This window comes from Stenotrophomonas maltophilia group sp. Smal17, assembly GCF_030237045.1.
Taxonomy (GTDB): Bacteria; Pseudomonadota; Gammaproteobacteria; order Xanthomonadales; family Xanthomonadaceae; genus Stenotrophomonas; species Stenotrophomonas forensis.
This window is the reverse complement of sequence record NZ_JASJSU010000106.1, coordinates 1-14,680: the sequence shown is the minus strand read 5'-3', so window position 1 is coordinate 14,680 and position 14,680 is coordinate 1. Positions and strand designations below refer to the sequence as shown.

Annotated in this window: 14 protein-coding genes; 7 read left to right on the top strand and 7 right to left on the bottom strand. The window is 64.8% G+C overall.

Features of this window, described 5'->3' with window-relative positions:
• Window positions 1-97 precede the first annotated feature (97 nt).
• Window positions 98-1,051 carry an AraC family transcriptional regulator gene (locus QRO93_RS19000; RefSeq protein WP_053450050.1) on the bottom strand — a complete coding sequence of 318 codons (954 nt, stop codon included), beginning with the start codon at window positions 1,049-1,051 and terminating at the stop codon, window positions 98-100.
• Window positions 1,052-1,497: 446 nt separating this feature from the next.
• On the opposite strand from QRO93_RS19000, the gene QRO93_RS18995 reads away from it, so the two are divergent.
• The 7 genes from QRO93_RS18995 (at window position 1,498) to QRO93_RS18965 (ending at window position 9,369) form a co-directional block, all read left to right on the top strand.
• Window positions 1,498-2,256, top strand: a complete 759-nt coding sequence (locus QRO93_RS18995; protein WP_180880912.1) for an SDR family NAD(P)-dependent oxidoreductase — start codon at window positions 1,498-1,500, stop codon at window positions 2,254-2,256.
• Window positions 2,257-2,378: 122 nt separating this feature from the next.
• Window positions 2,379-2,831: an MgtC/SapB family protein gene (locus QRO93_RS18990; protein ID WP_008265586.1), complete on the top strand. Its 453-nt coding sequence runs from the start codon at window positions 2,379-2,381 to the stop codon at window positions 2,829-2,831.
• 225 nt (window positions 2,832-3,056) lie between these two features.
• Complete coding sequence (gene lldP, locus QRO93_RS18985) at window positions 3,057-4,715, top strand: L-lactate permease (protein ID WP_180880910.1); 1,659 nt, start codon at window positions 3,057-3,059, stop codon at window positions 4,713-4,715.
• Between the two features lie 53 nt (window positions 4,716-4,768).
• Window positions 4,769-5,533, top strand: coding sequence for a transcriptional regulator LldR (gene lldR, locus QRO93_RS18980; protein WP_180880908.1), 765 nt, complete (start codon window positions 4,769-4,771; stop codon window positions 5,531-5,533).
• A gap of 4 nt (window positions 5,534-5,537) precedes the next feature.
• Window positions 5,538-6,677: an FMN-dependent L-lactate dehydrogenase LldD gene (gene lldD, locus QRO93_RS18975; RefSeq protein WP_180880906.1), complete on the top strand. Its 1,140-nt coding sequence runs from the start codon at window positions 5,538-5,540 to the stop codon at window positions 6,675-6,677.
• Window positions 6,674-8,374 carry a D-lactate dehydrogenase gene (gene dld, locus QRO93_RS18970; RefSeq protein ID WP_180880904.1) on the top strand — a complete coding sequence of 567 codons (1,701 nt, stop codon included), beginning with the start codon at window positions 6,674-6,676 and terminating at the stop codon, window positions 8,372-8,374. The genes lldD and dld overlap by 4 nt, the downstream gene beginning before the upstream one ends.
• A 125-nt stretch (window positions 8,375-8,499) precedes the next feature.
• Window positions 8,500-9,369 carry a hypothetical protein gene (locus QRO93_RS18965; RefSeq protein WP_180880903.1) on the top strand — a complete coding sequence of 290 codons (870 nt, stop codon included), beginning with the start codon at window positions 8,500-8,502 and terminating at the stop codon, window positions 9,367-9,369.
• A gap of 109 nt (window positions 9,370-9,478) precedes the next feature.
• Here the strand turns inward: QRO93_RS18965 and QRO93_RS18960 are convergent, their stop codons facing one another.
• From QRO93_RS18960 to QRO93_RS18935, 6 genes are all read right to left on the bottom strand, one after another.
• A complete protein-coding gene (locus QRO93_RS18960) occupies window positions 9,479-9,784 on the bottom strand; it encodes a hypothetical protein (RefSeq protein WP_285304322.1) in 306 nt (101 codons plus the stop codon).
• Between the two features lie 85 nt (window positions 9,785-9,869).
• Complete coding sequence (locus QRO93_RS18955) at window positions 9,870-10,547, bottom strand: M949_RS01915 family surface polysaccharide biosynthesis protein (RefSeq protein ID WP_180880902.1); 678 nt, start codon at window positions 10,545-10,547, stop codon at window positions 9,870-9,872.
• Entirely contained in the window at window positions 10,544-11,032 is a 489-nt protein-coding gene (locus QRO93_RS18950; RefSeq protein WP_180880901.1) for a hypothetical protein, read from the bottom strand. The genes QRO93_RS18955 and QRO93_RS18950 overlap by 4 nt, the downstream gene beginning before the upstream one ends.
• A gap of 452 nt (window positions 11,033-11,484) precedes the next feature.
• Window positions 11,485-12,051: a hypothetical protein gene (locus tag QRO93_RS18945; protein WP_180880900.1), complete on the bottom strand. Its 567-nt coding sequence runs from the start codon at window positions 12,049-12,051 to the stop codon at window positions 11,485-11,487.
• Between the two features lie 2 nt (window positions 12,052-12,053).
• A complete protein-coding gene (locus QRO93_RS18940) occupies window positions 12,054-13,850 on the bottom strand; it encodes a peptidoglycan-binding protein (RefSeq protein ID WP_285304321.1) in 1,797 nt (598 codons plus the stop codon).
• A gap of 9 nt (window positions 13,851-13,859) precedes the next feature.
• Window positions 13,860-14,680, bottom strand: an 821-nt coding sequence (locus tag QRO93_RS18935; RefSeq protein WP_285304320.1) for a DUF2345 domain-containing protein, incomplete at its 5' end; no start/stop codon positions are given.

Genomic DNA, 14,680 nt, shown 5'->3' with positions numbered 1-14,680 from the left:
ATGGTCGCATGATGGGGGTGGTGCCGGCCGCTGGCCGGCATCCGCGACGGTGCGAAAGCATGTCGACCAGGGTCGACACCCACCAGGGCAGAAGCTGCTACCCGACCTTTGAAGGGCCGGTACGCCAACGGCTGGGCACCAGGCCGAAACGCTTGCGGAAGGCGGCAGCAAAGTTGCTGGGATGGCGATAGCCACTGGCGGCCGCAGCCTGCTCGACGGTCCAGCCGTCTTCGCGCAGGCCCTGTTCGGCGTGGCGCATGCGTTGCTCGTGCAGGTAGTCGAACACCGAGCAACCGTACTGCTGGGCGAAATGGCGGCGCAGCGAGCTCGGGCTCATGCAGGCCAGCTGGGCCAGTTCGAGCAGGCTGTGGGCGTGGCTGGGATCATCGTGCAGATAGGCACGCACGCGCTCCAGGCGCTCGCGCTGTCCCGCGCGCAGCGTGCGCACGTGGTCGGTCTGCAGATCCTCGGCCTGCAGGCCGACGGCCAGCAGCTGCAGGGCCACGCCCTCGCGCCACAGCGCATCGATGCCGTCCTGCCAGGGGCTGTCGAACAGCTGGCCCAGCACCGGCAGCAGGGTGTGCGGAATTGCCCAGTGGCGGCACTCCAGGTGGGTGTTGAGCGCAGCATGCAGCTGCGGCAGCTGGAACAGGTCCGGATCGATCTCGGCCGGCACCATCACGCTGACCCCACGCATGCGCGTTTCGCCGGGGTGTGCGCCGGTCATCTCGACCTGCTCGCGATGGTGCGCGGTCATCGCGGTGCCGGCACGCAGAGTGAAGCCCGCGCGTCGTGGCATGCGGACGTCGACCTGGCCCTGCAGCATCACGCGGATGGCCAGCCCCGGGCTCTGCTGGGCGGTGGCGACGTACGGGAAACGATTATGCACGTCGGACGCGATCAGGCTCATGCCGCCGCGCAGGAACTGCTCGTTGACCTCGCCGTGGCCGGCCCACTGGTCGTCGCGCAGGTGTTCCGGATCGGCGCGGTAATCAAAGCCGTGGCGGTGGCCGAAACGGCGGTAATCGGCAAAAGTGAAGTATCGGGACATTGCTCGGCACGTACGCAGGAGGTGGACGCTGGCTGTGCCTGGCCCATGCGCTCTGCGATGCAGATGCACGTCCGGTGGTGGCCTGTGCAGACCCGCTGCGATGCGGTGGCGACGGCATGCCGGATGGCTGGGGAAACGCCAGATTGGAATTCGTGTGTCGAAGAAACTGGAAACGTTTCCCATTGTCGCCCTGATTCATCTGCATTTGATTTCGAGATGGTCAAAACGATTGATCAATACGGCCAAGTTGATTGCTGCGCAGAACATACGGCGGCGTCTTGCATGCAAATCCATACGCAGATCCCTACATCAACCTGAGTTGAGGTTTTATGGGTGGAACGATCGTTCGTGGACGCACTGTCTGCCGGGTCATCACAGGCAACGTCGTAGCGTGAGGGTTCAACAACGGCCAGCCGCATCGAAACCCCCACAGATGGAGAATGCAGATGATTGACTACCAGCTCACCGGCAAGACCGCGATCGTGACCGGAGGTGTATCCGGCATCGGCCTGGCGGTCGCACAGACCCTGGCTGCGTCCGGTGCGCGTATTTCGGTCTGGGATCTGAAACAGGACGCGGTGGATGCGACGGTGGCGCAGCTGCAGGGCAGCGGTGCACAGGCGATCGGCATTGCGCTGGACGTGACCGATGATGCCGCCGTCGAGGCAGCGGTGCAGCGCACGGTGAAGGAACTGGGCGGCCTGCATGTGGCGGTCAACAATGCCGGCATCGGTGGACCGGCCGCCAGCAGTGGTGACTATCCGATCGATGGCTGGCAGCGCGTGATCGATGTCAACCTGACCAGCGTATTCCTGTGCCAGCGTGCGCAGATCCAGGCGATGCGTGCAGCGGGTTCCGGTGGCAGCATCATCAACATGGCGTCGATCCTGGGCCAGGTGGGCTATGCCGGTTCCACCGCGTATGTCGCGGCCAAGCACGGCGTGGTCGGGTTGACCCAGACCGCTGCCTGGGAGCATGCGGGCGACGGTATCCGTGTCAATGCGGTCGGTCCGGGCTTCATCAGCACGCCGCTGCTGGAGAAGATGGACGCGAAGGTGCGCGCCACGCTGGAAGGGCGGCACGCGTTGAAGCGGCTGGGCACGGCGGAAGAAGTGGCGGCGCTGGTGGCCTGGCTGGCCAGCGACGACGCCTCGTTCGCGACCGGCACCTATTACGCGATCGATGGTGGCTACCTGGCGCAGTGATGCGTTGATCGCCGATGGCGCCGGGCGCGGCCTGGCGCCACCGGGTGAACGAGCCGTGGTGCTGCCTTCACCCCCGTCCCACGCTGTGCACGCAACGCTGCCGGAAATACCCGGAGGCGGCGATGGAACTCACCCAGGATGTCTCGATCCTGCTGCGCGTAGGCGCGGCGATGCTGTTTGGTGGCGTGCTCGGCGTCGAGCGCGAAATGGGCAAGCACGCTGCCGGCCTGCGCACGCACATGCTGATTGCTGGCGCCGCTGCGCTGATCGTCGGCCTCGGTGATTCGGTGGCCGAGCATTTCCAGCAGGAGCGCTACCGCGACCTGCTGCAGGTCGATCCGGTGCGACTGATTGAAGCGGTGGTGGCCTGCGTCGGTTTCGTTGCGGCCGGCACCATCCTGCGCGGTTCGCGCGAGGACCAGGTCAGCGGGTTGACCACCGCCAGTTCACTGATCATGGCGGCGGCCATCGGCATTGCCGTGGGCATCGGCAAGTACGTGATCGCGATCGGGGTCAGCGTGCTGTGCGTACTGGTGCTGGCGGTGATGCGGCGGTTGGAGAGGCGGATTTCGTAAGGGAATCTCGAGTTGCCGGCCAGCGGCCGGCACTACCATCAGGGTCTATTTGGTCGGACCAATATGGCGCCTAGCCCTATGGTCTAATAGGCTCTTCGCCGGAGTGACGGTTAAATCCGCCCTAAGTGGCTCGATGATTTTACTTATTGGTAATACCAATAAGTATCGGCCACGGCGACCCACCGCCTGCGGTGGAGCACATCCCGCCCCCAGTCGAGAGCCTTCATGCAGCCCTGGCAACACCTGTACGACCCCGCCAGCAACCTGTGGTTGTCCAGCCTGATCGCGCTGCTGCCGATCGCGTTCTTCTTCATCGCCCTGGCCGTATTGCGGATGAAGGGCTGGCTCGCCGGCACGATCACCGTGGCCATCGCGCTGGGCGTGGCGCTGCTGTTCTATCGCATGCCGCTGACCCAGGCGTTGGGCGCAGCCGGCTTTGGCTTCGTTTACGGCCTGTGGCCTATCGCCTGGATCATCATCGGCGCGGTGTTCCTGTACAAAGTCTCGGTCAAGACCGGGCAGTTCGACATCATCCGTGCCTCGATCCTGTCGGTCACCGAGGACCAGCGCCTGCAGATGCTGATGGTCGGCTTCGCCTTCGGTGCCTTCCTGGAAGGTGCGGCCGGCTTCGGCGCGCCGGTGGCGATCACCGCGGCGCTGCTGGTCGGGCTGGGCTTCAAGCCGCTGTATGCCGCCGGCCTGTGCCTGATCGTCAACACCGCGCCGGTCGCCTTTGGTGCAATGGGCATTCCGATCATCGTGGCCGGGCAGGTCACCGGCCTGGATGCGTTCGAGATCGGCCAGATGGCTGGGCGCCAGCTACCCTTCCTTACGATCATCGTGCTGTTCTGGATCATGGCGATCATGGATGGCTGGCGCGGCATCAGGGAAACCTGGCCGGCCGTGCTGGTGGCCGGGGGCTCGTTCGCCATCGCGCAGTACCTGACCTCCAACTTCATTGGCCCGGAACTGCCGGACATCACCGCCTCGCTGGCATCGCTGGTGTGCCTGACCCTGTTCCTGCGTCGCTGGAAGCCGGTGCGGATCTTCCGCTTCGATAACGAAACCAGCGCCGAGGCGGCCGCACAGGCGCTGGAGGCACCGCGCTACAGCGTCGGCCAGATCGCCAAAGCCTGGTCGCCGTTCCTGATCCTCACCGCGATGGTTACGCTGTGGAGCATCAAGCCGTTCAAGTCGCTGTTCGCGGCGGGCGGCCCGCTGGAGAACTGGGTGCTGAAGATCCCGGTGCCGGGCCTGGACCAGATGGTGCAGAAGATGCCACCGATCGTGGACGCGCCGCTCAGCTACGAGGCGATCTACAAGTTCGACTGGTTCTCGGCCACCGGTACCTCGATCATCCTCGCTGCGGTGATCGCCATCATCGCGCTGCGCATGCCGGCCCGTTCGGCGCTGCAGACCTTCGGTGAGACGGTGCGCGAGCTGCGCATGCCGATCTACTCGATCGGCATGGTGCTGGCCTTCGCCTTCATCGCCAACTACTCGGGGCTGTCGGCCACGCTTGCCCTGGCACTGGCACACACCGGTGATGCGTTCCCGTTCTTCTCGCCGTTCCTTGGCTGGCTGGGGGTGTTCCTGACCGGCTCGGACACTTCGTCCAATGCCTTGTTCTCGGCACTGCAGGCCACCACCGCACAGCAGATCGGCGTGTCCGACGTGCTGCTGGTGGCGGCCAACACCACCGGTGGCGTGACCGGCAAGATGATCTCGCCGCAGTCGATTGCCATTGCCTGCGCCGCGGTGGGGCTGGCCGGCAAGGAATCGGACCTGTTCCGCTTCACCGTCAAGCACAGCCTGATCTTCACCACGATGGTCGGCGTGATCACCCTGGCCCAGGCCTACTGGCTGACCTGGATGATTCCCTGAGCCATGCACGGTCGGCCGACCACCCGCTGCGCGCTTCGGGCCACAATGGCGCCATGAGCACGCAACGCATTTCGGACAAGGTGGCTGCGCAGCTGCGCGGCCTGGTGCAGGAACAGCGGCTGCAGCCGGGTGACCGGCTGCCGGCCGAGCGCGCCCTGGCGGTTCAGCTGGGGGTCTCGCGTACTGCATTGCGCGAGGCGATCGCACAGTTGGCCAGCCAGGGCCTGTTGACGGCGCGGGTCGGTGGCGGCACCTATGTGGTCGAACCGGCGGCGCGCGCGCGGCAGGCGCTGGATGAACCGCTGGCACCGTACCTGCCGCTGTTCCAGGGCGACCCGGAATACCGCTTCGACGTGCTGGAGATCCGCCACGCGCTGGAAGGTGCCACCGCCTGGCATGCCGCGCTGCGCGCCACTGACGAGGACCGCACGCGCATCGCGCAGGCGTTCCAGACCATGATGGATGCGCACGGCAAGGACGATCCCACCGGTGAAGCCGAGGCCGATGCGGCCTTCCACCTGTCCATCGCCGAGGCGTCGCACAACCTGGTGCTGCTGCAGGTAATGCGCGGCCTGTTCGAACTGCTGCAGACCAACATCTCGCAGAGCCGCGAGAAGCTCTATACCTCGGCGAGGACCTTCTCGCCGCTGTCCGACCAGCACCGCGAGATGATGGACGCGGTGCTGGCCGGCGACCCCGAACGCGCGCGCGCCGCCGCGCATGCCCACCTCGAGTTCGTGCACACCACGCTGCGCACCCTCGATGACAACGAAGCCCGGCGTGCGCGGGCCTCGCGTCTACCTTCCCCACACGGTTGACCCCATGATCATCTCCGCCTCCACCGATTACCGTGCTGCAGCCGAACGCCGGCTGCCGCCGTTCCTGTTCCACTACATCGATGGCGGTGCGTATGCCGAGCACACGCTGAAGCGCAACGTTTCCGACCTGTCCGACATCGCGCTGCGCCAGCGCATACTGCGCAACATGTCCGACCTGAGCCTGGAAACCGAACTGTTCGGCGAAAAGCTGGCGATGCCGGTGGCGCTGGCACCGGTTGGCCTGACCGGCATGTATGCCCGGCGCGGTGAAGTACAGGCGGCGCGCGCGGCCGATAGCCGCGGCATCCCGTTCACCCTGTCCACTGTCTCGGTGTGCCCGATCGAAGAAGTGGCGCCGGCGATCCAGCGGCCGATGTGGTTCCAGCTGTATGTGCTGCGCGACCGTGGCTTCATGCGCAACGCGCTGGAGCGCGCGCAGGCCGCGGGCGTGACCACGCTGGTGTTCACCGTGGACATGCCGGTACCGGGCGCGCGCTACCGTGACGCACACTCGGGCATGAGCGGACCGAACGCCTCGCTGCGCCGTATCGGCCAGGCCATCACCCATCCGCACTGGGCCTGGGACGTCGGCCTGTTCGGCCGCCCGCATGACCTGGGCAACATCTCCACCTACCGTGGCAACCCGACCGGGCTGGAGGACTACATCGGCTGGCTCGGCAGCAACTTCGATCCCTCCATTTCGTGGAAAGACCTGGAGTGGATCCGCGAATTCTGGAAGGGCCCGATGGTGATCAAGGGCATCCTTGATCCGGATGATGCACGTGATGCGGTGAAGTTCGGCGCCGATGGCATCGTGGTCTCCAATCACGGTGGCCGCCAGCTGGACGGCGTGCTGTCCACCGCACGCGCATTGCCGGCCATTGCCGATGCAGTGCAGGGCGACCTGAAGATCCTCGCCGATTCCGGTATCCGCACCGGCCTGGACGTAGTGCGCATGCTGGCGCTGGGCGCCGACACCGTGCTGCTGGGCCGTGCCTTCGTCTATGCACTGGCTGCGCAGGGCGAAGCCGGGGTGGCCAACCTGCTGGATCTGATCGCCAGGGAGATGCGCGTGGCGATGACACTGACCGGTGCTCGCCGTATCACCGACATCGGCCGCGACTCGCTGGTCAGCCTGCCGTGAGTGGCCACGATGCCGTGCTGGCGCAGTTGCGCGATGCGGTCGGCAGCCGCCATGTACTGACCGGTGACAAGGCCACCCGCCGTTTCCGCCGTGGCTACCGCTTCGGCGACGGCCCGGTACTGGCGGTGGTACGGCCGGGCACGTTGCTGGAACTGTGGCACGTGCTGCAGGCCGCGGTGCAGGGTGGGGCGGCGATCATCCTGCAGGCGGCCAACACCGGCCTGACCGGCGGCTCGACCCCGGATGGCAACGACTATGGGCGACCGATCGTGCTGGTCAGCACGCTGCGCCTGACCGGCATCCAGTTGTTGAACGGCGGCCGGCAGGTGCTGTGCCTGCCTGGCGCGACGCTGGATCGGCTGGAACAGACCCTGGCGCCATTGGGCCGCGAGCCGCATTCGGTGATCGGCTCGTCCTGCATCGGCGCGTCGGTGCTGGGCGGGATCTGCAACAACTCCGGCGGCGCGCTGGTGCGTCGCGGCCCGGCCTATACCGAGCTTGCGTTGTACGCGCAGGTCGATGCACAGGGCCAGCTGCAGCTGGTCAACCATCTGGGCATCGCGTTGGGCGATACGCCCGAGCAGATCCTGCAGCGACTGCAGGAGGGGCGATACAGCGCCGCCGATGTGGGCGATGGAGAGGGCCGCGCCGCCTCCGATCCGCGCTATGCCGAGGAGGTGCGCCGGGTCGATGCCGATACCCCGGCGCGCTTCAATGCCGACCCCAGCCGTCATTTCGAGGCCGCAGGATCTGCCGGCAAGCTGGCGGTATTCGCGGTGCGGCTGGATACCTTCGAGAAGGAGGCCGCCGAGGTCTTCTACATCGGCAGCAACCGCACCGACAGCCTCAGCGCGATCCGGCGCCAGCTGCTGACCGGCTTCGAGCGCCTGCCGATTGCCGGTGAGTACATCCACCGCGATGCCTATGACATCGGCGAACGCTACGGCAAGGACAGCTTCCTGCTGATCGACCGTCTCGGCACTGCCCGCGTGCCGGCCGCCTTTGCGCTGAAGAGTCGTGTCGATGGCTGGTTCGAGCGGCTGGGACTGCGCGGGGTGACCGACCGGGTGATGCAGGTGCTGACCGGGTTGCTGCCTTCGCACCTGCCCAAGCGCATGGGCGAGTTCCGCCAGCGCTATGAACATCATCTGCTGCTGAAGGTGTCCGCGCAGGACGCAGCGCAGACCGAGGCCTGGTTGCGGGACTTCTTCGCAGGCCATGAAGGCGGCTATTTCCACTGCACGGCAGAGGAGGGCCGCAAGGCGTTCCTGCATCGCTTCGCGGTGGCCGGTGCTGCCGTGCGCTACCGTGAAGTGCATCGCGAGAAGGTGCAGGACATCGTGGCACTGGACATCGCGCTGCGCCGTGACGATGCCGACTGGTTCGAGCAGCTGCCCGCCGACCTCGACAACCGCCTGCTGCACAAGCTGTACTACGGGCACTTCCTGTGCCACGTGTTCCACCAGGACTACATCGCGCGCAGGGGCGAAGACCCGATGGCGATCGAGCACGCGATGTGGGCGCTGCTGGACCAGCGCGGCGCCGAGTACCCGGCCGAGCACAACGTCGGCCACCTGTATCCGGCCAAGCCGGCGCTGGCCGGGTTCTACAAGCAGCTGGACCCAAGCAATACCTTCAACCCGGGTATCGGCCAGACGTCGAAGGCGAAGGGGTGGGGTGGCTGCGATTGCGGTTAGACAACCGATCCGGGTAGCGTCGAGCTTGGTCGACGGCCTCTTTTGCCAGATTACATGCATTCGAGCAAGCGCGACTCTACGGGGGAGCGGTTACCATCGGGGTTCCACACGCAGGAGCCACCCCGATGCCCATCACTGGAGCACGCACTTTCCTGTGCGCCGCACTGCTGGCCACGCCGCTTCTGGCGCTGGCCCAGGGCTCGATCCTGCCGCAGCAGCGCGATGCGGCCGGCAACGTGATGGAGCCGCTGGGACAGGTGCTGGACGCGGCAGGGGTGCGTCATTGCACCGCCGATGGCGCATGGTGCGTGCGCGTGCAGCCGGTGGCCCACGATGGCGATCGGCCCACAACACTGGAGGTGTCGGAGCGGGGAACCGCGGAGGGCGACTCGCATGTCTACCACGTCAGCATCGACGTGCCGCAGGAAAGCGAACTGAAGCTGTGGCCATGGATCGTGCGTCTGGCCTCCGGTGTGGGTAGCGATGCGGTGGTGACCGACCCGCAGCAACGCGCCCGCCAGAATGTACTGGTAGGGGGCATCGTCTCCTTCAGCAGCATGTATTCCGGCGGCGGTGCCGATGCGTCCACGTTGCAGTTGGCACGCGTGCGCCACCTGCAGGACGACATCCAGGTGGATGACGATGTACTGACCGTTCCGTGGCAGGGCAATGCGTCGATCCGGGCCTGTTTCAGTGAACAGGATGCGAGGCAACGGGCCGGGGCCTGCCATGATGAGTACAGTTTCTCGGCGAAACTGGGACTGGACCCGGTCGCGCAGGCCATGCCGGTGCTGCGCTACCAGACCGTGGCCACACGATTCCCCGCCGGCGCCTCGCGCTTCGAGGATTCACTGGCCAAGGGCCCGCTGAAGAAAAAGGACCTGCGCACCGAGCAGGACCCGGCGTGCAGCTACACACGTCTGTTCCGCTTCAGCGAAGGCATGTTCCATCCGGACCAGGCGCTGCCGGATTGCGCAGGCTATACCGAACCCTGAAACCTGAATTGTGGCCCTGTAGAGTCGAGCTTGCTCGACTGGCATTCCGTACGGCCTGACAGGAGAACAGTCGAGCATCGCTCGACTCTACAAAAGCCGTCTGCGGCGCTTACTCGCAGCGTGCGGCGGTGATGATGTTGTCCTTGTCCATGTAGACCCGCAGGCGGTCCAGGCGGATGTCCTTGATGGTGATGGTGGTCGGGCCGATCGGATTGACCAGGCCCGCGCCGCTCTCACGCGACAGTCGACGCAGGTTTTCTTCGTTGCCTGGCTGGCCTACCGCCCAGCCCAGCTGACTGGCGTCGCAGCGGCCCGTTCCCTTTACTTCCGGGCCGGGGGTGCTGACACAGGCCGACAGCAGCAGGGGCGCGGCAAGGGCGGCAACGGCGAGACGGATGATGCTGATTCGGGTCATTGGAACGGCTCCAGGTGGGGCATGATGGCGCCACCATAGCACCGTGCCCATGGTGACGGCATGCGTTGGATCAGGGGCGCGGCGTTCACGGCGGGCCGGGCTGGCCGCGCTTGATCGCTTCCCACACCTTGTCCACGTGCGCGCGCAGCGCCGGCGCAGCCGATACCAGCGCAGGATCGTCCTGCCGGTCGCCGCCGAAGGGTTCATCGCCTTCCACCTCCACCAGCGATTCACCACGTACTTCGTAATACTGCTCCCCCTGGCGAAGGCCGATGCGCAACTGCTGCGGGTCCACCCCACCGCCACAGAAGCTGTGGCTGGCCAACGTAAGCTCGGCGCGGCCGTCGTTGTCCAGGTCGGTTGCGGTTACCTGGTCCAGGAAATAGCCGGCGTCCAGGTCCAGGCCTTCGCATTGGACCGGATCTTCCTGGATCCAGCGCGACGTCCAGGGCGCCGCCAGGTCAGAACGCCGGAACAGCTCTGCACGCAGCGTGATCTGATCTAATGGTTCCTTGTCTTCCTGCGCCGGCGATGTCTGTTCGCTACGCGAAATCAGCAGCAGGCCCGCGCCGTCGATGTCCTCGAACACCACCTGCCTCAGCAGCGTGCCCGGGTAAAGACCTTTCAGATCCGCATCGGATAGTGCAGGAGATGTCTCGAACGTCGCTTTGGGGGCCGACCCGCCACATCCGCCCATGGTCAGCATGAAAGCGATCAAGAGACATTGACCGGGTCTGCAAATGCGTCTTGCGTCAGTGCTCATCCGTGCCCGCCACCGGTACTGGCCAGGCTTTTCCAGATGTCCATGATCGTCCGCTCATCGACCCCCGGTGTGGAAGTCGCTCCATTGCTGAGAATGAAATTGCTATAGAAGAAGTGGGCATTGGCCATGGGCATGAATGCCACATGACACGTTGAGGTGGCTCGATACAGGGGCGCGTCCCGGTCGTCACAATCCACTTCGGCAGTAAACAGCCTGCGGCCGTTGACGATGATCGGCTTCAGTTCATGGGTAGACATGCCTGAGGTTACCTGCAAGTGCTCCTGAGCATCAGGAGACGCTGTTGCTGCAATGCCGAAATCAGTGGTGAACTGCTCGCTGGAGGAGAAACAGAGAAACCCGATGCTCTTGTGCTTTCGCCGGAAGTCAAGGCACTTGGTCTGTGGATAATTGCGTGCAATCGGACCATCAGCTGTGACTGTAATTCCTCTTGGGGAGCGCACACTGAGTTCGTTGTCCTTTGGCATTGATGAGCAAGCGGGAGCCCAAAGGCAGGAGAGGGCTAGCAGTGCTGTAAGCCTGTTTGATAACTGCTTCATGGTGTGCGCATAGGACATGATGTGCCCATAAGAGCGGTTGTAGCTGATCGGAACTGATGCTGTCTGCGTCAGACTCCCATTACCAGTTGCGGTGGCCCGATGCAGGGGGCGTTTCCGTCATCAGCGTCCACTTCGGCAGTAGACAGCCTGCGACCGTTGATGGTGATTGGCGTCATCTCATAGGTCGACACGCCCGAGGCGACTAGTAAGTGCGCTTGAGGATCAGGAGAATTTGCTGTCGCCGTAATGCCGGAAGCGGTGGTGAGCTTCTTGCTGGGAGAAGGGCAGGTAGATCCAACGCTCTCACCAGGTTCTTTGTTCTCTGGCGTGGATATTGTCCCGCTTCCCGCTGCGTGCCGTGAGCACGCAGCGTACTTCGGTCAGTCGCCTTGAGCCTGGCAGGCCGCGGCCAGATTCAGGCCTGCAGGTCCACGATACTGTGCTGCCTTGCTGTCGAAGGTCAGCCGGATCTTCTCGGTACGGACTGCACCACCGTGGCCCTGCGGGCAATTCCGCGTCGCTTCCAGTTCAGGCCACACGGCATGGGGCATGGCAGGTGCTGACAATGTCGTGAACTTTCCTTCCAGAAGACGGATGTAGGTTCCGTCCTTGCATTGGGCCAGGACCAGCTTGTCGGTCACGTCGATGTCGCCGTAACTGCTGCCGAAGTAGGTCAGGATGGCGTCCTTCCGGCCATCCTTGTTCAGATCCGGTGTGTCGCTCAACGACGTTTTTCCCTGCTGACCGCTGTAGGGGCAGCCTTCATCATCGCCGGGCGGGCAGGCGCTGACGTGCTTTCCTTCCAGCGGCAGCAGTTCGATCCGATCGTCAATGGAGACTGCTGCGCAGGCGCGGTCCAGGACGTCGGCGACAGGCTGCTTGGCCGCGCAGGAGGTGGCCAGGCAAAGACCGGCCAGCAGCGGTGTGGCACGAAGGACGTAACGCATCGTCATATTCCCGTGGTATCGAAATGGAAGGAGCCGCGGCCATCGCGCAAGGCGCCCAACTCATTGTTGAGGGTGTAGTTGCGGCCGTTGCGCCCGGCATAGGTCGGCCAGTTGGCGAGGCGATCCTGCGTGTCGTTGACGGAAAGTGCGTCAGTGAGCAACTGCGCGGTGATCGCCTGCTCGTGTGCGTTGGTCCATTGCGCCGTTGCCGTCGACCAGTTCAACTGGGCATGGCCGTTGATGGCACGGGTCAACGAATCCCTGACGCGGGCGCCGGTCACGTGGCCCGGACGGAAGATATGCCACCGAAGCAGGATCGCGACGGATTTCTCCGATGTGTAGATATCGCCCAGCGTGCCGTTGATATGGACGGCACCCACATTGACCGTGATAGGGGCTGAACGGATATCGCGGATACGGAAGCGCACCATATCCCACATCGCCTGCTGGAAGTTCGCGCAGGTGCGACCGATCATGGCCAAGCGATAGAACCAGTGCCAGGTCTTGAAATAGTTTGCTTCCAGGGTCGCCCGGTCGACCATGGGCAGCTGCGCCAGACCGGTGGCCGCCTGTGCAGGTTGCGTCTGTTCGTCGTGATGGCGGATCCAGCCCACGTACTTCCGGCCCGTACGGTCCCAGAGCGGCCCTGTGTTGACGCCTGCCCAGGCCGTCGCCGGATAAAGACCCAGATTCCCGAGATAGCGCTGGTAGTCGGCTTGATTGCGATGCAGGAAGTAGGCCAGGAAGCCAGGCAGCTCGCCATTGTCATAGCCGCCGGCAGGCATCAGTCCCATGGTCCAATGGCACGGGCCGAGAGAGACCAGAGCGTCATCGTAGGCATTGATGCTGTCGAACATGCCCATGCATTCCTGCTCGGCCGTGGCACGCACAACACGATAGGTGGACGCTGCGGCGCCGTTGGGTGTGGCGGCCAGGATTGCCGTGGTGGTCGCTGGACCGATCAAGCGTTCTGGCGTCATTTCCGCTTCGGCCCACGTATGGTTGGGCACTTCGCTCATCGGGCCGCCATAGGTCATGAACCGCGCGTAGCTGCCCAGCGACTGGTACTGATCATCACGGCGACCGTTGGGAAGCGTGTAGTGTCCGGTGAAGTCCCTGCTGAACATCCGGACGCGCGCGACCACCCGGTTGGAGGCATTGCGCACGGTGCCCTGCGTGATCTCGTCGAAGTTCCAGATGTTGACGCCGTTGGTATACGGCGTAGTGCGCTGGTTGTTGCCGGTGGCAACCTGCCATGCCTCGATGACCACCGGGCAACGATAGTTGTTGCGCAACCAGTGTTCCATCGCTGTGCGCGTATTGGCGTTCATCACGCCGCTGATCGGGCCGGTGTAGCGCGATCCGTTGGCGACCCGGTCCAGCGAGGCGACGTGATAGCTTTCCGGTGGATTGGAATTGGGGCGCAGTCCCAGTGCCATCACTTCCGGTGCGGTCAAGCCTGCCTGGGGTTGCCAGCCGTGCAGCCGTCCCTGGTTCAGTTGGGCGGCATTGGCCATGCTGGCATAGATCTGGAACTCTCGTACCGCCCACTCGGTGCCGCGGCCGAACCCGCCATCAGGTGTGCCGACGAACATGAAGCCCAGCGTACGCAGGTCCTGCTGGAGCTGGCGTACGTGCTGCGGGATCGCCAGCGTCGCGCCGCCCTGGTTCTGCGGTGTCTGTGCGTTCGCAGGCGTGGGCGGGGGCGGGTTGTCGACGCCACCCCAGCGAGGCGGCCTGTTGTTCGCAGGCGTGCCATCGTGGTCGCCTCGTCGGAGGTTGTGATTGCCGTAGATCATGCATCCGTCCTAGATGTCGTGGTCTTTGCCCAGCGAGGTGACGCCGGGAAGGCTGGGTGTATTGAGCCCAACCAGCTCACGTGCCTGGTGGAAGCGCTGCATGGCCATGCGGCTGAGCTGGCCGAAGTCGCCGTCGACCGCGCCATCGTAGAATCCAAGGTTCTTCAGGCGCGACTGCAACCCGGTGTGCTCGTCCGTCTGCTTCTGTGCGGCAAGATCGAGTGTCCATTCCCAGGGGTGGTTGTCGGCGCCGAACGGAAACACCTTCAGCTTGGCCTGCTTCGCGCCTTCGGGCATCTCATGCATCAGGCTGCCATCGGAGCCCAGCTCGCCTTCGAAGCGTTGCCCGCCGATGTCCAGTGTGTAGGGTTTGCCGGCCAGTCCTTGCAGCCCGAACTGCTCGACCAGGCGCAGCCCGAACTGCTGCGGTACCAGCTGCGTGCCTCGCGGAAGGTGCTCGGGAATGGCGGGGTTGGTATCGGCCCCCATGAACGGATGCTCGCCCGCCTTGACCTTGAACTCGCCGGGGCAGCTGAAGGTGATGTTGCCGCCCTCCAGCGTGATCGCACTGCTGCCGGCCTGCAGCACCACCTTGGTCTGCGCCAGCACGTCGATGCGCTCGTCGGTGGCGGTGATGGTCAGCGCCTGCTCGCTCAGCAGTTCCAGCTCGCCATCGTTGGCCTGCAGGCTGACCGGCCCCTGTGCGGCGATCACCCGCAGCGGGCCGCTCTGCGCGAACAGCGACACGTGCTCGCCGGACACGGTGGCGAGGGTCTCGCCGGCGCTGACGTGCAGGTCCTGCTGCACGGTCATCTGCAGGTTCTGCCCGG